The following is a 19,300-nucleotide window of genomic DNA, read 5'->3' on the forward strand; positions in this document are numbered from 1 at the left end:
ATGTTTCCCAAACCCATTCAATCCATGAGCCCCGCCGCCCGGCTGACCTATCAGATAGCCCTTCCGGTGATGCTGGTGGTCTGGCTGCTGCCGCTTCTGGGCGTCGCCGTCACTTCGATCCGGCCCTCCAGCGATCTCGCGCAGGGCAACTACTTCGGCATACCGTCCTATCTGGCGTTTTCGAACTATCTCGACGTGTTCAAGAACTCGCCTTTCGCGAGCTACATGCTGAACTCGTTCAAGGTGACGATCCCGACGGTGATCGGGGCGGTCGCACTGTCCTGCCTGACGGGCTTTGCGCTCGCCGTCTACAAGTTCAAGGGCAACCTGCTGATCTTCTTCATCTTCGTGGCGGGGAACTTCGTGCCCTTCCAGATCCTCATGGTGCCTGTGCGCGACCTGACGGTGAAGATGGGGCTTTACGACACGATCACGGGGCTCGCGCTGTTCCATGTCGCCTTCCAGACCGGCTTCTGCACGCTCTTCATGCGCAACTTCATCAAGGCGCTGCCGAAAGAGTTGATCGAGGCCGCCCGCGTTGAAGGTGTCGGCGAATGGCAGATCTTCTGGCACATCGTGCTGCCTCTGGTGCGGCCCGCGATCGCGGCGCTGTCGGTGCTGATCTTCACCTTCATCTGGAATGACTATTTCTGGGCGACGGTGCTGACGACGGGGGCGGATACCCAGCCGATCACCGCGGGACTGCAATCGCTCAACGGCCAATGGGTCGCGGCGTGGCAACTGGTCTCGGCAGGCTCGATCCTCGCCGCGCTGCCGCCGGTGGCTATGTTCTTCCTGATGCAGAAACACTTCATCGCAGGGCTGACGCTCGGGGCGGTGAAATGATCCGCACGTGGCATTTGCAAGACGCCCGCCAGAGCCTCGTTCTGGCGGGTCACGACGACCGGCTTCCCGAGATCGTCTATTGGGGCGCGGCGCTGCCCAAGGGGGAAGATCTCGCGGGCTTGGCCGCGGCGAGCGTGCCGGATGTCACCGGCGGGATGCTCGATCGCGCGCCGGAGGTCTCGATCTGTCCCGAGGCCAGCCAGAGCTTCCCCGGTGAACCGGGCCTGATCGCGCGCGACGGGGCAGGGCGGCCGCTACGGCCCGCCTTCCGCTTCGCGTCGGAAGAGCTTCGCGAGGATCGGCTCACGCTGGTCTATCGCGATGCGGCGTCGGGTGTGAGCTATAGGGCCAGCTTCGCGCTCGACGCCGACACCGGACTGATTGCAGCGCGGGCCGAGCTGGAGAGCGCCACGCCGATCACACTCCATTGGCTCGCCGCCCCGGTTTTCCCCGGGCCACAACTGGCCGACGAGATGCATGAATTTTCCGGTCGCTGGATCGGTGAATTCCAGATCGAGCCGACGCCGTGGCGTCCCGGCCAGCGCGTGCGCGACAACCATACGGGCCGCACCGGGCACGAACATTTCCCGGGGCTGATCCTGCCGTCGCGCGGTGCCACCAAGACCCAGGGCGAAACCCGCGCCTTCCACTACGGCTGGTCCGGCGGGCACCGGATCGTTGCCGAGGAACTGCCCGACGGGCGGCGCCAAATCCAGTTCGGCCATGCGAGCGGCTCCGAGCCGGAACCGGCGACGCGGTTTGAGACCGCGACGCTGTATGCGGCCTTCTCGGAATCGGGCTCCAATGGCTGCGCGGTCGCCTTCCAGCGCCATTTGCGCAAATACGCCCCTTGGGCCAAGGCGCGCCCGGTGCATTACAACTGCTGGGAGGCGGTTTATTTCAAACATGATCTGGCCGAGCTGAAATCCATCGCAGAGCGCGCCGCAGCACTTGGCGCGGAGCGTTTCGTGCTCGACGATGGCTGGTTCGGCAAGCGTGACGACGACACGACCTCGCTGGGCGACTGGACGGTCGATCCGCGCAAATATCCCGACGGGCTGACGCCGCTGGTCGATCATGTCCAAAGCCTCGGGATGGAATTCGGCCTCTGGTTCGAGCCCGAGATGGTCAATCGCGACAGCGATCTGGCGCGCGCGCATCCCGACTGGCTGCTGGGCCCGGAGGATCAGATCGAGGGCCGCCAGCAGCGCGTGCTAGACATGGCGAACCCGGCGGTGCGCGATCATCTTTTCGCGGCGATCGACGCGGTGCTCTCGGCCTACGCGATCTCTTACGTGAAATGGGATCATAACCGGGTGCTGCCGCATCCCGATGCCGCGCAGGCGCGCGGCCTCTACGATCTGCTCGACCGGCTGCGCGCGGCCCATCCAGACGTGGAGTTCGAAAGCTGCGCCTCGGGCGGCGGCCGGATCGATTTCGGCATTCTCGAGCGCACCGGTCGGGTTTGGCTCTCGGATAGCAACGACGCGCTCGAACGCCTGCGTATCCAGCATGACGCGGCGCTGTTCCTGCCGAGCTGCGTCACCGGCTCCCATGTCGGTCCGCGCCATTGCCACACCTCGGGCCGGGTGATCGACATTCGCACCCGGGCATGGGTCGCGGCGCAACGCCATATGGGCTTCGAGATGGACCCGCGCGAATTGACCACGGAGGAGGCCGAGGTTCTGAGCGCCGTCACCCGCTGGTGGAAGGACAACCGCGACTGGCGGATGCGCGCAGATATCCTGCGGCTCGACAGCGCTGACCCGGCCGTGATCGCCGAGTTGCAGCTGGCCGAGGATGGCAGCCGTTTCGTGGCCTTCGCAGGTCAGGCGGCGACCTCTGCGCAGATCCTGCCGCGCCCCTTGCGGCTGACCGGGCTCGACCCCGCGGCGCGCTACCGGTTGCGGCTGATCACCGCGGAAGATCTGCCCCGGTTGTCGCGTGGGGCGCCCGCGCTCAAGACCGGACCGATTACGCTCAGCGGGCAAGCGTTGATGGGGCAGGGGATCACCCTGCCCTGGACCTTCCCCGAGCGCATTCACGTGATTGAAGGAGAAAGACTATGAGTGACGCGGCTCCCGACTGGATCGCCGCCGATTGGGGCACGACGCATTTGCGCGTCTGGTCGATGCGCGGGCGCGAGGTGCTCGACCGACGGAGCTCGGAGCAGGGGATGGGCAAGCTCACCCCCGCCGAGTTCGGCCCGGTGCTGGAAGACGCCGTCGCGGGCTGGGGCGCGGCCCCGGTCGTGACCTGCGGCATGGTCGGCTCGCGTCAGGGCTGGGCCGAGGCGCCTTACGCGCCGGTGCCCTGCACTGCCCAACCGCGCCTCGTGCGGGTGCCGGATCATGCCGCGCGCCCCGTCTATATCGCCTGCGGCCTGCGTCAGGACAGTCCGCCCGACGTGATGCGCGGCGAGGAAACCCAGATCGCGGGCTTCCTGCTGCGCAATCCCGGCTTCGAGGGCACGATCTGTCTGCCGGGAACCCATACGAAATGGGTGGCCCTGCGCGCGGGCCGGATCGAGCGGTTCCGCAGCTGCATGACCGGCGAGATCTACGACCTGCTCGCGCATCGCTCGGTGCTGCGCCACACGATCGGGGAAGGCTGTCAGGACATGGCAGCTTTCGACGCGGCGGTGGCCGAGGCGCTGGCCGATCCCGCGGCGGCCTATGGCGCGCTGTTCGCGCTGCGGGCCGGGGCGCTACTGGGTGCGCAATCGCCCGAGACCGCCGCATGCCGCCTCTCCGGGCTGCTGGTCGGCTGGGAGCTGTCCGCCACGCGCGATCTCTGGCAGGGCCAGCCCGTCGCGCTGATCGGAAGCCCTGTTCTCAGCCCACTCTACACCCGGGCGCTGGCCGGTTGCGGCATCCAAGCAGCCAGTCATGACGCCGAAGACGTGACCCTTGCGGGGCTCTATGCCGCGCGCCAGACCATCGGAGCTGACACATGAGCCGACCCATCATCGCCATCCTGCGCGGGATCACCCCCGCTGAAGCCCTTCCCGTCTGCGAGGCGCTGATCGCCGAGGGCGTGACCCGGATCGAGGTGCCGCTGAACTCGCCCGATCCGCTCGACAGCATCGCCGCGATGGTGGAGCGCTTCGGCTCCGACGCGCTGATCGGGGCGGGGACGGTCCTGACCACGGATCAGGTCGCCGCCGTCGCCGCGACCGGTGCGAAGCTGATCGTCTCGCCCAATTGCAACACCGAGGTGATCGCTGCCTCGAAAGCCGCCGGACTGCAGAGCTTTCCTGGCGTGATGACCCCGACCGAGGCCTTCGCGGCGCTTGCCGCTGGGGCGGATGGGCTCAAGCTGTTTCCGGGCGAGCTGATCGGGCCGATTGGTCTCAAGGCGATGCGCGCTGTGCTGCCGCCCGAGGTGCCGCTTTATGCGGTGGGCGGTGTCTCGGCCGCGAATATGGGCGAGTGGCACAAGGCGGGCGCGGCCGGCTACGGCATCGGCTCGTCGATCTACAAACCCGGCGACAGCGTAGAGACCGTTGCCGAGAAAGCCCGCGCGCTGGTCGCCAGCTATGACGAGGCCTGCGGGGCATGAGTTTCGAGATTTTCGACGACCGCGCCTGTTTCCTTGGCGAGGGGCCGTTCTGGCATCCCGAACGTGGCCAGCTGTTCTGGTTCGACATCCTCGCGGGGCGGATGCTCAGCCGCGACGCGAGCAGGCCGCGCGAATGGGAGATCGGGCAGATGGCTTCGGCTGCGGGCTGGGTCGATGCCGAGACGCTGGTGATCTCGACCGAGACCGGGCTGCGTCGTTTCGACATCTCCACGGGTGCGCATGAGCCGCTCGCCGCGATCGAGGCCGACAGCACCGCCACCCGCTGCAACGATGGCCGGGCCGATCCGATGGGCGGCTTCTGGGCGTCGACCATGGGCAAGAACGCGGAGACGGGCGCGGGGGCGATCTACCGCTATTTCGAGGGCACGGTGGAGCGGCTCTTTCCCGAGATCACCATCCCCAATTCGATCTGTTTCGCGCCGGACGGCCGGCGCGCCTATTTCGCCGACACCCCGACCGGAAAGATCATGACCGTCGCGCTCGACGCGCAGGGTTGGCCCGAGGACGCGCCGGAAATCTTCGTCGATCTGAGTGCGGAGGGTCTGAACCCCGACGGCGCGCAGACCGATGCCGAGGGCGCACTCTGGAGTGCGCAATGGGGGGCTGGGCGCGTGGCGCGCTACCTGCCCGACGGGCGCTTCGACCGGGCGATCGCGGTCGGCGGGCGGCACAGTTCCTGTCCCGCTTTCGGCGGAGCGGAGTTCACGACGCTTTTCGTGACCACGGCTCAGGAAGGGATCGAGGCGCCCGACGTCGCGCAGGGCCGGGTCTATTGCGCCCCCTCCGGGATTGCAGGGCGACCCGAGCCCGCGGTGCGACTCGACGGGTGATCGCAATGCGTGCAGCGAAGCTCGGGCGAACACAGCACGGGCTTGCTGCGCTTTCTCGGGGACGATCCGGCTTTCCGGATCGTCTCAGAAGCGGAGTTCAGACCGGAGCCGCTCCAACTCGCCCTCGGACAACGACTCGACACCTTTCGTCATCTCGTGAAGCTCTTCCAGGAGCGCTCGGGCTTCCTCGGCCTCAGCGTCTTCGATCTTCCGCGAAGGGTGTGTGAAAAATCCAGCGGACCGGGAGGTCTCCCCGATCGCGATGGCCTTCCCGAAGCGCAGTCCGAATTCGGCGGCCTGACCGAACACATTGCTCTCGTCTTGGTCCGCGAGCTCGGACCAATCACAAATCCCTGTATGGGTCATCGCCCACTTGACCGTCGGATCGACGAATACGAGGCCGTTTGCGGTGTAGAAATTCATCCATTCTTGTGGATATGTCTGGTAGAGCAGCGTAGGATTGGCGAAGCGAATGTGCAGCCCTAGGGCGAATTTCCAATCAGATACTTCACCCAGACGTTGCAAGCTCTGGCGCATTTCATGCACGTCGATCATGCAGCTATCCTTGTATAAACTTGACAGAAATTCTTGACCAAAACGCCGCGGCACTAGCTTGGCCTAATTGAGCTCTCCTCTTTGGTGACTATAAATCCCTCGGAGGGAATGGAAGATCGAAACGACACGATGCTAAGTGATTTTCAAAGTCTTTTCGCCGAACGCGCGCCAGCCGGTTGCTACATCGCTTTGCGGGCGGGTTTCTTCGCGCCTGAGGCCGAGTTGAACCTGTTTCCGGCTGACTGGATCAATCATTATACCTTTTCTGGACTGGCGCTGGCCGACCCGCTGTTGCGTTGGTGTCAGGAAAATTCGGGCTATGCGCGATGGAAGGACATAGACAGCTTCGTCGGCACGGACTTCATGCGCGACTATCGGAAATTTGGCTTCGAATTCGGAAGTGTCGTGTCGATCCATGGGACGGAGGAGATGCCGAAGCGGAGCCTCGGGATCTTTGCGCGCGCTGACCGGGAGCTGCACGTCTCCGAGATGGAAGAGATCGAGACGGTGCTGTCGCGCATCCATGCCGCCGAGCCCGAGATGCCGACAGAGGCGCAGATGCAGGCCCTTCAACTCTATTCCAAGGGCTATCTGCACAAGCAAGTCGCCCACGAATTGCAGCTCTCGGTCGGCGGGGTAAAGGCCCGTCTCAGGGGCGCTGCGGACCGCCTCGGGGCCAAGACATTGAGAGAAGCTGCGAGCATCGCTGCAAGTCGCGGCCTGCTGTAAGCTTTGACGCTCCACCGGGTTTTCCTCTTGCGAAGACGATAGCCGAAAGCCGCGTTGCGCCAATCGGCGCGGGGGGCTTTAGGGGCTTACGAAGGTCCGCGTCACAGGCGCAGGCCGGTCTCGGCATCGAAGACCTTGGCCTTGCCCATATCGACCTCGAAGCTGAAGGGCGCGCCCGGGGGCAGGGCATCCTCCGGGCGGACCCGGGCGATCACCTCGATCTCGCCAAGGGCGAAGACGATCATCGTGTCGGGGCCTGTCGGCTCGACCAGATCGACCGGGCGTTCGAAGACGAAACGGTCGGGGCCGGGCAGTTCGGTCCCGGCCATGAAGATCGCCTCCGGCCGGAGCCCCAGAACGACCTTGTGTCCATCGGGTGCGGTGACCCGCTCGGTGAACCTCGCAGGCAGGGGAAAGCGAAGCGCCCCCGCCGTGCCCTCGGCCACCTCCACCGACAGCGCGCCCGTCTGCCCATCGCGCCGCAGAGCGCCTGGCAGCATGTTCATCGACGGCGATCCCATGAAGCTCGCGACGAAGAGGTCCACCGGATCGTCGTAGATCTCTCCGGGTTCGGCCACCTGACGGATATGTCCGTTATCCATCACCGCGATCCGGGTCGCCAGCGTCATCGCCTCGATCTGGTCGTGGGTGACATAGACAACGGTCTTGCCCAGCCGCTGGTGCAGCTTCTTGATCTCGGTGCGCATCTCGATCCGCAGCTTGGCGTCGAGGTTCGACAAGGGCTCGTCGAACAGGAACACTTCGGGCTTGCGCACCAGCGCCCGGCCCATCGCGACGCGTTGGCGCTGGCCGCCCGAAAGCTGACCGGGCTTGCGGTCCAGATAGGGGTGGATCTGCAGAAGCGTGCTGAACTCCTCGACTGCGGTGGCCTGTTCGGCGCGCGGGACGTGGCGGGTCTGCATCCCGAAGGTGATGTTCTCGCGCACCGTCTTGGTCGGGTAGAGCGCGTAGGACTGGAACACCATCGCGATGTCGCGGTCGCGCGGCGGGGTGTCGTCGACCAGCCGCCCGGCGATCTCGATATGGCCGTCGCTCAGCGTCTCGAGCCCGGCGATCAGGTTGAGCAGGGTGGACTTGCCGCAGCCCGAAGGCCCGACGAGGACGATGAACTCGCCCGCTTCGATCTCGAGGTCGATACCCTTGATCACCTCGTTCGTTCCGAAGCGTTTGCGCACGCCCTGAAGGGAAATTCCCGCTGCCATTGCTACCCTTTCACCGCTCCGGCCGAGAGCCCGCGCACGAACCAAGCTCCGGCGACGACATAAACCGCCAGCGTCGGCAGCGCCGCGATGATCGCCGCGGCCATGTCGACATTGTATTCCTTCACCCCGGTCGAGGTGTTCACCACGTTGTTGAGCGCCACCGTCACCGGGTTGCTGTCGCCGATGGTGAAGGCCACGCCGAACAGGAAATCGTTCCAGATCTGGGTGAACTGCCAGATCACGGTCACCACGATGGCGGGCAGCGACATTGGCAGCACGAGCCGGAAGAAGATGCCGAAGAAGCCCGCCCCGTCGACCTTCGCCGCCTGAATGATGCCGCTGGAGACCCCGATGAAGAAATTGCGGAAGAACAGCGTGGTGAAGGCGAGGCCATAGACCGTGTGTACGAGGATCAGCCCCGGGATTGTGCCCGCAAGGCCAAGCTGGCCCAGCACCCGCGCCATCGGCAGCAAGATCACCTGAAACGGGATGAAGGCGCCGAACAGCATCAGCGCGAAGATCGTGTCGGCGCCGCGAAAGCGCCACTTGGTTAGCGCATAGCCGTTGAGCGCGCCGAGTATCGTCGAGATCGCCACCGCCGGCACGGTCATCATCACCGAGTTCCACATATAGGGTGCCAGCCCGTTGCAGCGCACGCCCACGCAGGCGCTGTTCCACGCCTTCTCCCAGGCGCTGAAGTCGAACTCTTTCGGCAGGCTGATCAGCGAGCCTTCCCGGATCTCGGCCAGCGATTTCAGCGAGGTCGAGATCATCACCAGAAGCGGGATCAGGTAGTAGACGCAGAACACCCCGAGCACGGCGAACAGCACGGCGCGCATCAGGCTGTGATGCAGCCCCCTGCGCTGAACGATCCCGCTTGTGTTGCGCCCGCTCATCCGCCGGTCTTCCTCAGTTCCGAGTAGAGATAGGGCACGATGATCGCGATGACCGTCATCAGCATCATCGTGGCGCTCGCCGCCGCGACGCCCAGCTCGCTGCGCTGGAAGGCGAAGGAATACATGAAGGTGGCGGGCATGTCGGTGGCATAGCCCGGCCCCCCGCCGGTCAGCGCGATCACCAGATCGAAGCTCTTGATCGCGAGATGGGCGAGGATGATGACGGTGGACAGGAACACCGGCCGCAGCATCGGCAGCACGATCCCGGTATAGGTGCGCCACAGCCCCGCGCCGTCGATCGCCGCCGCTTTCAGGACCTCGTCATCGACCGAGCGGAGCCCCGCCAGAAACAGCGCCATCGCGTAGCCGGAGCTTTGCCAGACGGCTGCGATCACAACCGTGTAGATCGCGTAATGAGAGTTCACCAACCAGTCGAAACTGAAATTCTCGAACCCGGCCTGATGCATCAGCCGCTCCAGCCCGAGGCCGGGGTTCAGCATCCATTTCCAGACCGTGCCGGTGACGATGAAACTGAGCGCCATCGGGTAGAGGTAGATCGTGCGGATCACCCCCTCGATGCGCACCTTCTGATCTAGCAGGATCGCCAGAAGGATGCCGATCGCCATCGAGATCGAGATGAACAGGCCCGAGAAGACGAAGAGATTGCGGATCGCCACATACCAGCGTGGCGTCTCCCAGAGCCGGACATATTGGCTCAGCCCGTCGAACTGGTAGTTGGGCATCACTCCTGACCGGGTCAGCGAGATATAGGCCGTCCAGAGGATGAAGCCGTAAACGAAGAACAGGCTCGCCGCGAAAAGCGGCGAGACCACGATCGCGGGCAGGCGCCGTTCCAGCGCCCGCCCGAACCTTGCCATGGGCCCCGTGCCTCCGGGCATTGCAGGCCCTAGTTTTCCTGCGCGCGCTTGATCGCGGCCGCAAGTTGCTTGACCGCGTCCTCGGAACTCATGTCAGAGTTGAAGAAAGCGGTCACGAGATCGAGGAACTCGCCCCGCACCGAGCGCGGCACCGCCATCTCATGCGCCATCGAAGGCACCAGCGTGTCGTTCTCGATCGCCGCCAGCAGGTCTTCATGCGAGCGTTTGGCGCAGGCGTCGAAATCGTCGAGCGGCACGTCCGTGCGCGCCGGGATCGACCCCTTGGCGAGGTTGAACACCTTCTGGAACTCGGGCGACATGATCAGTCGTGCAAGCACTTTCTGACCCTCGATACGGTCCTCGCCCTCCACCTTGAAGAAGGTGAAGCTGTCCGAGTTCAGCACGAAGCCCTTGCCCGGCGTGGGCCAGCACAGGAAATCCTGTTCCGGTACTTTGCCGGCGGCAAGGAATTCGCCCTTCGCCCAGTCGCCCATGATCTGGAAACCGGCCTCGCCGCGCATTACCATCGCGGTCGCGAGGTTCCAGTCGCGTCCCGAGAAGTTCGGATCGACATAGCCGCGCAGCTTGCGCAGCTGGTCGAAGGACTTGACCATCATGTCCGAGGTCAGAGCCTCCGGATCGAGCTCCACCAGCGCCTTGCGGAAGAAATCGGCGCCGCCGATGCCAAGCACCACGTCTTCGAACAGCGTCGCGTCCTGCCACGGCTGACCGCCATGGGCGAGCGGTACGATGCCCGCCGCCTGCAGCTTGTCGGCGGCGGCGTTGAACTCGTCCCATGTCGTGGGCATCTCCTCGACGCCCGCTTTCTTGAGCGCCTCGGGGTTGGCCCACATCCAGTCGACGCGGTGGATGTTGACCGGGGCTGCGACGTATTTGCCCTGATATTTCATGATCTCGGCCAGCGCCGGCGGCAGCACCGAGTCCCAGTTGCCTTCGTCCGCGACGGACTGAACGTCGTTCAGCGCGCCTTGCTCGGCCCATTCCTGGATACCCGGCCCTTTGAGCTGCACGGCCGTCGGCGGATTGCCGGCCACGACGCGGGCGCGCAGCGCCGTCATCGCGGCATCGCCGCCACCGCCCGCGATCGGCGAGTCGATCCATTCGCCGCCCTCGGCCTCGAAGGCTTTCTTCAGTTCTCCGACGGCCTTGGCCTCGCCGCCCGAAGTCCACCAGTGCAGGACCTCGACCGTGCCATCCGCCCGTGCCGCGCTCGCTGAGAGCGCGCCGGCGACACTCACGACCGCCATCATGGCTTTACAAATGTGCATGTTTTCCTCCTCCTCCCGGTCGAGTTCGCGGTCCATGATCGCAGCCCGACACGAGATTTAGGCTGAGACGACAGGCGCAGAACGTCATTGATCTCGATCAACGATTTGTGAATCACGGGTGAGGCGGACGGGGGCAGAGGCGAGTGTGACCCGTGGCATCCCTACACAGGTCCGGGCGATTGCGCTGCCTGCCGAAAGGCTTACCATCGCCGCGGGATGACTGAAGGCCTCGTGATGCAGGATACCGACGCCGCGCCAGCTTTTGCCGAAACCGCCGAGGCGGTGATCGCGCGTCTGTCCGTCCCTTTTCCGAACGGGCTGAGCGCTGAGGAGGCCGCCACGCGCCTCGCGCGCCACGGCCCGAACGCTCTGCGTCGTCCCAAGCCCCGAAGTGCATTGCGCATCCTGCTGCATCAGTTTCAGGGGGTGATCGTCGCGCTTCTCGTTCTGGCAACGATATTCTCGCTGGTCATCAACGATATCGTCGAGGCGCTGGCGATCCTCGTCGTGCTGCTCTTGAACGGCGCGATCGGGTTTTTCACGGAGTTGCGCGCCACCCGCTCGATGGAGGCGCTGTTCAGCGTCGCCGAGGTCCGCACCCGCGTCCGTCGGGACGGGATGCTGATCGAGGTGGATGCCCGCGATCTCGTGCCGGGCGATCTCGTGATGCTCGAAGCGGGCGATGTGGTGACCGCCGATCTGCGGCTCGTCGAGGCGTCGGGGCTTCATTGTGACGAATCCGTGCTGACCGGCGAGTCCCTTCCGGTGCTCAAGACCACCAAACCGCTGCCATCCGATGCGGTGCTGGGGGATCGCACCAATATGGGGTTCAAGGGCGCGGCCGTCACACGGGGGGCCGGAACCGGCGTGGTGGTGCGGACCGGCATGGAGACCGAGATCGGCAAGATCAGCCAGCTTGCGATGGCGGCCAGTACGGAACCCACACCGCTCGAACACCAATTGACGCGGCTCGGGCAGCGACTGGTCTGGCTGACGATCGTTCTTGCCGTCGCGATCATCGTGACGGGGCTGGCGCAGGGCCACCCGCTCACCAGTATGATCCAGACCGGGGTCGCGCTTGCCGTGGCCGCGATCCCCGAAGGCATCCCCGTCGTGGCCACCTTGTCGCTTGCGCGCGGGATGTGGCGCATGGTGCAGCGCAATGCCCTGATCAGTCGCCTGTCCTCGGTCGAGACGCTCGGGGCGACGACGCTGATCCTGACGGACAAGACCGGGACACTGACCGAGAACCGGATGAGCGTGGTGCAGGTCTTGCTCGATGGGGGGAGCGTGGATCTGGATGGGCCGGAGACCGGTATCGCGGAGGACCGTCTGCGCGCCGCGTTGAAGATCGGCATGCTGTGCAACAATGCCGAGTTGGGCGATGGCGATGAGGGCCGGATCGGCGACCCGACCGAACTGGCCTTGCTGAGTGCGGCAAGACAGGCGGGGGTGACAGAGGACGAAGCGGAGCCACGCCTGCTCCAACATGCTTTCGAGAGCGACAGCCTGATGATGGCGACGGTCCATGCGTTGCCGGACGGGCGCGCGCTCTATGCGGTGAAGGGCGCGCCCGAGGCGGTGATCGCCTCTTGCTCCGAGGTTCTGGGGGCGGAAGGCCCGCGCCATCTGAGCGCCGAAGACAAGGCCGACTGGATCGCGCGGAACGCGGACGCCGCGAGCGAGGGGCTGCGTGGGATCGGCCTCGCGATGAAGCGGACGGACGGGACGGAGGACGCGCCCTATGAGGGGCTGACGCTTGTCGCGATTGCCTGCCTTGCCGATCCGTTGCGCGAGGATGTGCCCCCCGCGATCGCGGCCTGCCAGAGCGCGGGGGTCCGGGTGATCATGCTGACAGGCGATCATGCCGAGACCGCCGCGCGCATCGCGAAAGATGCCGGGATCAGCGGAAATTGTGCGGTGGCGATCGAGGGGCGAGACCTCACCGGGCTCGATCTGGAAAACGCCCCGGAGGAAACGCTCGACCGCCTGCGCAAGGCCAGCGTCTTTGCCCGCGTGGCTCCGGCGACGAAGCTGGACCTCGTCAGCTTCTATCAGCGCGAGGGGGAGACTGTCGCGATGACCGGCGACGGGGTGAATGACGCGCCGGCGCTGAAGAAAGCCGATATCGGCATCGCGATGGGCCAACGCGGCACCCAAGTCGCCCGCGAGGCCGCGCATATGGTGCTCAAGGACGACGATTTCGCGACCATCGTCGAGGCGGTGCGACAGGGCAGGGTGATCTTCGGCAATATCCGCAAGTTCATCGTCTACCTGATGTCGTGCAATCTCTCGGAGATCCTTGTGGTCGGGATCGCCGTGGGAGTGGGGCTTCCTTCACCGCTCCTGCCGCTGCAGATCCTCTTTCTCAATCTCGTCACCGATGTCTTCCCCGCGCTGGCGCTCGGCTTGGGGCATGGGGACGGTCATGAGATGCGCCGTCCGCCCCGTGACCGCGCCGAGCCGATCCTCGCGCGCAGGGAATGGGGGCGCATCATTGCGCTCGGGGCGATCGTCACGCTGGCGACGATGCTGGCTTTCGGGGGGGCGCTCTATGGTTTGCAGCTTGCGCCCGCCGCTGCCGTCACCGTGGCCTTCGTCACACTCGCGCTGGGCCAGCTGTGGAATGTGTTCAACATGCGCGAGGCCGACACCCACGCCCTGCGCAACGATGTGACGCGCAACCCCTATGTCTGGGGGGCGCTTGTCCTGTGTCTCGTGCTGATCGCCGGGGCGCTGTGGCTGCCGGGGCTCTCCGATGTGCTGCAGCTACCGTCGCCCGGTATCGCGGGGCTGACGCTCGCCGGGGCGATGAGCCTGCTTCCGCCGCTGCTGGGGCATCTGGTCGTATCGCGCGCAACCCGCAGATAATTTCCGCTCCCGCGTTGAGCCACATCAATGAAACTGCCTCCTGTCTTCGCCTAGGGAAGTTCATGGCCGTTCGTGACAGGGGCGGCCCATCGACTGGCATCACCTTGGGAGGAGGCGTGATGACTTGGGCGATTATCCAGAAGTCGGATGCCGAACGGGCAGCCGCCACGCTGACCGATGAGGTCCGCGAGGCGTTCACATGGGACACCGCGCGGGCGATGCTCGACGGCTTTCCCGATGGCGGGTTGAACATCGCCTACGAGGCGGTGGATCGGCATGTCGCCTCGGGGCACGGCGGTGACGAGGCGATCCTGTGGCTGGGCAAGGACGGCGCGCGAGAAAGCCTGAGCTATGGCGATCTCGCTGCCCGGACCGCACGCTTCGCCAATGTGCTGACAAGCCACGGGCTGAAACCGGGCGATCGGCTCTTCGGTCTCGCAGGGCGCGTGCCCGATCTCTATGTCGCGGCGCTGGGCACGCTGAAGGCGGGGATGATCTTCTCGCCGCTCTTTTCCGCCTTCGGGCCTGAACCCTTGCGCACCCGGCTCGAGATCGGCGAGGCCAATGCGCTGATCACCACCGTCTCGATCTATCGCCGTAAGATCGCGGCGTGGCGCGACGAGATTCCCTCCCTGAAACTGGTGCTGATCATCGGCGACGAAGCGCCCGACGATTGCGTCGCACTCGGCCCTGCGATGGCGGCGGCCTCGGAGGAGTTCGAGACGGTCCACACGGCCCCCGAAGACCCCGCGCTGATCCATTTCACCTCCGGCACCACGGGCCGCCCGAAAGGCGCGGTGCATGTGCATAATGCAGTAGTGATGCATGCCGCCGCGGGGCGCTACGCGCTCGAGCTGACGCCGGGCACGCGCTACTGGTGCACCGCCGATCCGGGCTGGGTGACGGGCACCTCCTTCGGGATCATCTCGCCGCTGGTGAACCGGGTGCGGATGGTCATCGACGAGGCCGATTTCGATCTCGACCGCTGGTATGGCATTCTCGAGCGAGAGCAGATCGAGGTCTGGTACACCGCGCCCACCGCGATCCGGATGATGATGCGCGCAGGGAAAGAGGCGGCCGAGCCTTACGATTTCTCGAAGCTGCGGTTCATGGCCTCGGTGGGCGAGCCGCTCAACCCCGAGGCCGTGGTCTGGGGCAACGAGGTCTTCGGCAAACCCTTCCACGACAATTGGTGGCAGACCGAGACCGGCGGGATCATGATCGCCAATACCCGCGCGATGGATGTGCATCCCGGCTCGATGGGCAAGCCGTTGCCCGGGATCGAGGCGGGGATCGTGGAGCGTGTCGATGATGGGCTGCGCGACTGCAAGCCCGGTGAGATCGGCGAACTGGCGCTGCGCCCCGGCTGGCCCTCGATGATGCGTGCCTATCTGCACGAAGAGGCGCGCTACAAGAAGTGTTTCGTGGGTGGCTGGTATCTCTCGGGCGATCTCGCGATGCGCGACGCGGAGGGGTATTTCTGGTTCGTCGGCCGGGCCGATGACCTCATCAAATCTTCCGGTCACCTGATCGGCCCCTTCGAGGTCGAAAGCGCGCTGATCGAGCACCCGGCGGTGGCCGAGGCCGCCGTGATCGGCCTGCCCGACGAGACCGCAGGCGAGGTCGTGAAGGCCTATGTCGCGCTCAATCCGGGGTTCGAGCCCTCCGAGGACCTCGAACGCGACATCCGGGGCCTCGCGCGCAAAAAGCTCGGCGCGGCGGTCGCCCCGCGCGAGGTGGTGTTCCGCAAAACCCTGCCAAAGACCCGTTCGGGCAAGATCATGCGCCGTCTGCTGAAGGCGCGCGAGCTGGGCCTGCCGGAAGGCGATATTTCGACGCTGGAGAGTGACGAGACATGACTGCCGATAAACCGCATCTGACCCATGACTACATCCGCGAATTGCTCACGGCGATGATCCGTGTGCGCCATTTCGAGGATAAATGCGCCGAGCTCTACACGCAGGAGAAAATCCGCGGCTTCCTCCATCTCTACGATGGCGAGGAGGCGGTGGCCTCTGGCGTGATCCCGCGGCTTGGCCCCGAGGATCGCGTTGTGGCGACCTATCGCGAGCACGGCCATGCGTTGGTGCGCGGCGTGCCGATGGAGCGCGTGATGGCCGAGATGTATGGCAAGGCCACCGGTGCCTCGGGCGGGCGGGGCGGCTCGATGCATATCTTCGACGCTGAGCGAAATTTCTACGGCGGCAACGCGATCGTGGGGGGCGGGCTGCCGCTGGCCGTGGGGCTCGCGCTGCGCGACCGGATGATGGGTGCGCCCAATGTCACCGCCTGCTTCTTCGGCGAAGGCGCGGTAGCCGAGGGCGAGTTCCACGAGTCGATGAACCTCGCGCAGCTCTGGTCGCTGCCGGTGCTCTTCGTCTGCGAGAATAACGGCTACGCGATGGGCTCGGCCCTGGCGCGCACCGAGGCTGTGACCGACATCCGGCGCAAGGCGGCCGCCTATGGCACGGTGACGGAACAGGTGGACGGGATGGACGTGGTCGCGGTCGAAGCCGCCACCCGCCGCGCGCTCGCCGCGATCCGCGAGACCGGCAAGCCCTATTTCCTTGAATGCCTGACCTATCGGTTCCGGGCGCATTCGATGTTCGACGCCCAGCTCTATCGCGACAAGGACGAGGTGGCCGCGTGGCGCGAGAAAGGGCCGATCGTGCGGTTCCAGTCATGGCTCTACAAGAGCGGGCTTATGCATCCCGAGGAGGTCGCGCAGATCGAGGCGGACGTCGAAGACGAGATCGCCGCCGCCGTGGCCTATGCCGAGGCGAGCGAGTGGGAGCCGCTCGAGACGCTCACCCGTCATGTCATGGCCGAGGATCGCCCCGCGCCGCCCGCGCCGCCAGAGCCAAGCACCGAGACCGTCGAGATGACCTATCGCGAGGCGGTCAAGCAGGGCATTCGCGACGCGATGAGCCGTGACGAGCGGGTCTTCCTGATGGGCGAGGATGTGGGCGCATACGGTGGCTGCTACGCGGTCTCGAAAGGGTTGATGGACGAGTTTGGCGAAGATCGCATACGCGACACGCCGCTGTCGGAGTCCGGCTTCACCGGGGCTGGAATTGGCGCTGCGGCGGCGGGGATGCGACCCATCGTCGAGGTGATGACGGTGAATTTCTCGCTGCTCGCGCTCGACCAGATCATGAACACCGCCGCCACGATCCGGCATATGTCGGGCGGGCAGTTCGGCGCGCCCGTAGTGATCCGCCTCGCGACCGGCGCGGGCAAGCAGCTGGCGGCGCAGCATTCCCATTCGCTCGAAGGGTGGTACGCGCATATTCCTGGGCTGCGGGTCTTGGCGCCTGCCACGCTGGAGGACGCGCGCGGGATGCTCTGGACCGCTATTGAGGATCCCGATCCGGTGCTGATCTTCGAGAACGTCATGCTCTACAACATGACGGGCCAGATCGCGGCGAATGCCGGGCCGGTCGATATCGACAGGGCCGCGATCCGGCGCGCGGGCAAGGATATCAGCCTGATCACCTATGGCGGATCGCTGTGGAAGACGCTGGAGGCGGCCGAGGTGCTGGCAGGCGAGGGGATCGAGGCGGAAGTGATCGACCTGCGGTCCCTGCGGCCGCTCGATGACGAGACGATCATGGCCTCGCTCGCGCGCACGCGCCGCGCGGTGATCGTGGATGAGGGCTGGCGGTCGGGCTCGCTTTCGGCCGAGATCGCGGCCCGGATCGGCGAGAAATCCTTCTGGCATCTCGATGCGCCGGTGGGGCGGGTTGGCTCGGCCGAGGTGCCGATCCCCTATCCCAAACATCTCGAGGACGCCGCCATTCCGCAGGTGCCCGCCATTGCCGCCGCCGTGAAGGCGGCGCTCGGGAAAGGGTGACGCGATGGCCGTTTTCAAGATGCCCTCGCTCGGCGCGGATATGGAGGCGGGCAAGCTGGTCGAATGGCTGGTGAAGCCCGGCGATACGGTCAAGCACGGCGATATCGTCGCGGTGGTCGAGACCCAGAAGGGCGCGATCGAGATCGAGGTTTTCGAGGACGGCGTGGTCGAAAAGCTGATGGCAGAGCTTGGGCAAGACTTGCCCGTCGGCGCGCCGCTCGCCATTATTCAGGCACCGGGGGAGGCTGCGGAGGCCCCAACGCAGACCGCGCCGCCAGTTGCGCCGCAGGCCCCCGCCGAACCTGCCGCGCCTGCGGCGGAAGCAGCGCCGCCAACCGCTCCGCCCGCAGCAACCCCATCAGGGATCGCCGCATCACCTGCCGCCAAGGCGCGCGCGGCGGAATTGGGGATCGCGCTGGAGAGCCTCACCGGCAGCGGGCCGGGAGGCGCAATCGTCCTCGCCGATGTCGAGGCGACGAAACCCGCCGCGGCAACGTCCCCGGCGCAAGATCGCGGTGCCTATCTCGCCGAGATGCGCAAGGCGATCGCCGCCGCGATGGCCCGGTCGAAACGCGAGATCCCGCATTACTACGTCACCCACACGATCGACCTCAGCGCCGCGAGCGATTGGCTGAGCGCCGCCAATGCGGACCGCCCACCCGAAGAGCGCATCCTGATGGGCGCGCTCCTGATGAAGGCGATGGCGCTGGCCGCGCGTGAGGAAAAGGCGGTGAACGGGCATTTCGGGGAAGACGGGTTCACGCCCTCCGCGGCGATCCATCTCGGGCTGGCCATTGCGCTCAGGGGCGGTGGGCTTGTCGCGCCTGCTATCCTCGATGCCGACAAGAAGAGCCTGCAGGATTTGATGGAGGCGATGCGCGACCTCACGATGCGCGCGCGTGCCGGGCGGCTCAAAAGCTCGGAGATGAGCATGGCGACGCTGACCTTCTCGGCGCTCGGCGAAAGCGGGGTCGAGGCGATGGCCGGTATCATCGTGCCGCCGCAGGTCGCCATCGTGACGGCCGGTGCGCCCGGCCTGCAAGCGTTGGTGCGCGAAGGCAAGGTGATCGCCGCGCAGGCCGTCACGCTGACCCTCGCCGCCGATCACCGCGTGAGCGATGGGCGGCTGGGCTCGAAATTCCTGGCCGCGATCGACGCGAAGCTGCAAACCCCGGAGGAGCTATGACCGAAGACGAAATCCGCAGCGCCTATATCGAGGAACTCGTGCGCGTCGCCCCCGATCTCGATCCCGCCGAAATCGCGGGATCGGACCATCTTCAGGACGATCTCGAGCTCGACTCGATGGATATCCTGAACCTGGTGATCGCGCTCAACCAGCGCTTCGGCGTCGCGATTGCAGAGGCGGATTATCCCCAGATCGCCACACCGGATCTTGCTGCGGCGTTTCTAGCCAAGCGGGTTTGAAGGATCGGCTTAGGCGGTCAGTTGCGGCATCCGATGTCTGATGGCGGTCGAACCGGGCTGATGCTGATGGGGAGCACCGCCGCACGTATCGCTCTAAGTCGGGGCACAAATCGGGGGGCTTCGCTTCTCGCCCGGAGGCCAGCCACTCCAAACTGACCCTGCCGGACCACCCGCTGAGCATTCAACTCAGAGGGGATTTCGGCACGCCGTGAGTCAATTCGCTGTTACCGCGGAAAAAACTGAGGAAATCCGCAATGCGCGGAGTCGCATTCCTTTGTTAACAGTGGGTTATTCGCAACAATTGTCTATTAGCAAAAATGTTA

The 19,300-nt window shown here is 65.5% G+C and carries 16 protein-coding genes; 11 read left to right on the forward strand and 5 right to left on the reverse strand.

What is annotated here, in order from left to right:
* The 5 genes from AKL02_RS04490 to AKL02_RS04510 are packed head-to-tail and all read left to right on the forward strand — an operon-like array spanning nucleotide 1 to nucleotide 5,258.
* Nucleotides 1-846 (forward strand): carbohydrate ABC transporter permease, encoded by an 846-nt coding sequence (locus tag AKL02_RS04490; protein ID WP_078519897.1) that lies wholly within the window; start codon nucleotides 1-3, stop codon nucleotides 844-846.
* Nucleotides 843-2,915 carry an alpha-galactosidase gene (locus tag AKL02_RS04495; protein WP_083078783.1) on the forward strand — a complete coding sequence of 691 codons (2,073 nt, stop codon included), beginning with the start codon at nucleotides 843-845 and terminating at the stop codon, nucleotides 2,913-2,915. The genes AKL02_RS04490 and AKL02_RS04495 overlap by 4 nt, the downstream gene beginning before the upstream one ends.
* Nucleotides 2,912-3,802, forward strand: a complete 891-nt coding sequence (locus tag AKL02_RS04500; RefSeq protein ID WP_083078785.1) for a 2-dehydro-3-deoxygalactonokinase — start codon at nucleotides 2,912-2,914, stop codon at nucleotides 3,800-3,802. Before AKL02_RS04495 ends, AKL02_RS04500 begins: the two co-directional genes overlap by 4 nt.
* Nucleotides 3,799-4,407 carry a 2-dehydro-3-deoxy-6-phosphogalactonate aldolase gene (locus AKL02_RS04505; RefSeq protein WP_083078788.1) on the forward strand — a complete coding sequence of 203 codons (609 nt, stop codon included), beginning with the start codon at nucleotides 3,799-3,801 and terminating at the stop codon, nucleotides 4,405-4,407. Before AKL02_RS04500 ends, AKL02_RS04505 begins: the two co-directional genes overlap by 4 nt.
* Nucleotides 4,404-5,258, forward strand: a complete 855-nt coding sequence (locus AKL02_RS04510; RefSeq protein ID WP_083078791.1) for an SMP-30/gluconolactonase/LRE family protein — start codon at nucleotides 4,404-4,406, stop codon at nucleotides 5,256-5,258. Before AKL02_RS04505 ends, AKL02_RS04510 begins: the two co-directional genes overlap by 4 nt.
* Before the next feature lie 84 nt (nucleotides 5,259-5,342).
* Here AKL02_RS04510 and AKL02_RS04515 read toward each other — a convergent pair whose 3' ends face one another.
* Complete coding sequence (locus AKL02_RS04515) at nucleotides 5,343-5,813, reverse strand: autoinducer binding domain-containing protein (protein ID WP_083078793.1); 471 nt, start codon at nucleotides 5,811-5,813, stop codon at nucleotides 5,343-5,345.
* A gap of 108 nt (nucleotides 5,814-5,921) precedes the next feature.
* On the opposite strand from AKL02_RS04515, the gene AKL02_RS04520 reads away from it, so the two are divergent.
* Entirely contained in the window at nucleotides 5,922-6,542 is a 621-nt protein-coding gene (locus AKL02_RS04520; RefSeq protein WP_078539936.1) for an autoinducer binding domain-containing protein, read from the forward strand.
* 101 nt (nucleotides 6,543-6,643) lie between these two features.
* Here AKL02_RS04520 and AKL02_RS04525 read toward each other — a convergent pair whose 3' ends face one another.
* From AKL02_RS04525 to AKL02_RS04540, 4 genes are read right to left on the reverse strand one after another with little or no spacing between them, the layout of a single operon-like run.
* Nucleotides 6,644-7,765: an ABC transporter ATP-binding protein gene (locus AKL02_RS04525; RefSeq protein WP_083078795.1), complete on the reverse strand. Its 1,122-nt coding sequence runs from the start codon at nucleotides 7,763-7,765 to the stop codon at nucleotides 6,644-6,646.
* Nucleotides 7,766-7,767: 2 nt separating this feature from the next.
* Nucleotides 7,768-8,661, reverse strand: coding sequence for a carbohydrate ABC transporter permease (locus tag AKL02_RS04530; RefSeq protein ID WP_083078797.1), 894 nt, complete (start codon nucleotides 8,659-8,661; stop codon nucleotides 7,768-7,770).
* Nucleotides 8,658-9,539, reverse strand: a complete 882-nt coding sequence (locus tag AKL02_RS04535; protein WP_083078800.1) for a carbohydrate ABC transporter permease — start codon at nucleotides 9,537-9,539, stop codon at nucleotides 8,658-8,660. The genes AKL02_RS04530 and AKL02_RS04535 overlap by 4 nt, the downstream gene beginning before the upstream one ends.
* 29 nt (nucleotides 9,540-9,568) lie before the next feature.
* On the reverse strand, nucleotides 9,569-10,828 hold the full coding sequence (locus AKL02_RS04540; protein WP_083078842.1) for an ABC transporter substrate-binding protein: 1,260 nt from the start codon (nucleotides 10,826-10,828) through the stop codon (nucleotides 9,569-9,571).
* Nucleotides 10,829-11,062: 234 nt separating this feature from the next.
* Here AKL02_RS04540 and AKL02_RS04545 point away from each other — a divergent pair, with 234 nt between their 5' ends.
* The 5 genes from AKL02_RS04545 (at nucleotide 11,063) to AKL02_RS04565 (ending at nucleotide 18,977) form a co-directional block, all read left to right on the forward strand.
* Complete coding sequence (locus AKL02_RS04545) at nucleotides 11,063-13,699, forward strand: cation-translocating P-type ATPase (RefSeq protein ID WP_232621715.1); 2,637 nt, start codon at nucleotides 11,063-11,065, stop codon at nucleotides 13,697-13,699.
* Between the two features lie 119 nt (nucleotides 13,700-13,818).
* A complete protein-coding gene (gene acsA / locus AKL02_RS04550; RefSeq protein ID WP_083078806.1) occupies nucleotides 13,819-15,558 on the forward strand; it encodes an acetate--CoA ligase in 1,740 nt (579 codons plus the stop codon).
* On the forward strand, nucleotides 15,555-17,552 hold the full coding sequence (pdhA, locus tag AKL02_RS04555) for a pyruvate dehydrogenase (acetyl-transferring) E1 component subunit alpha (protein ID WP_083078808.1): 1,998 nt from the start codon (nucleotides 15,555-15,557) through the stop codon (nucleotides 17,550-17,552). The genes acsA and pdhA overlap by 4 nt, the downstream gene beginning before the upstream one ends.
* Nucleotides 17,553-17,556: 4 nt before the next feature.
* The gene (locus AKL02_RS04560; RefSeq protein ID WP_083078811.1) at nucleotides 17,557-18,738 is read left to right on the forward strand and encodes a dihydrolipoamide acetyltransferase family protein; all 1,182 of its coding nucleotides are present in this window, start codon (nucleotides 17,557-17,559) and stop codon (nucleotides 18,736-18,738) included.
* Entirely contained in the window at nucleotides 18,735-18,977 is a 243-nt protein-coding gene (locus tag AKL02_RS04565) for an acyl carrier protein (RefSeq protein ID WP_078539928.1), read from the forward strand. The genes AKL02_RS04560 and AKL02_RS04565 overlap by 4 nt, the downstream gene beginning before the upstream one ends.
* The last annotated feature ends 323 nt before the right edge of the window (nucleotides 18,978-19,300 follow it).

Source organism: Thioclava electrotropha (genome assembly GCF_002085925.2).
Taxonomy (GTDB): Bacteria; Pseudomonadota; Alphaproteobacteria; order Rhodobacterales; family Rhodobacteraceae; genus Thioclava; species Thioclava electrotropha.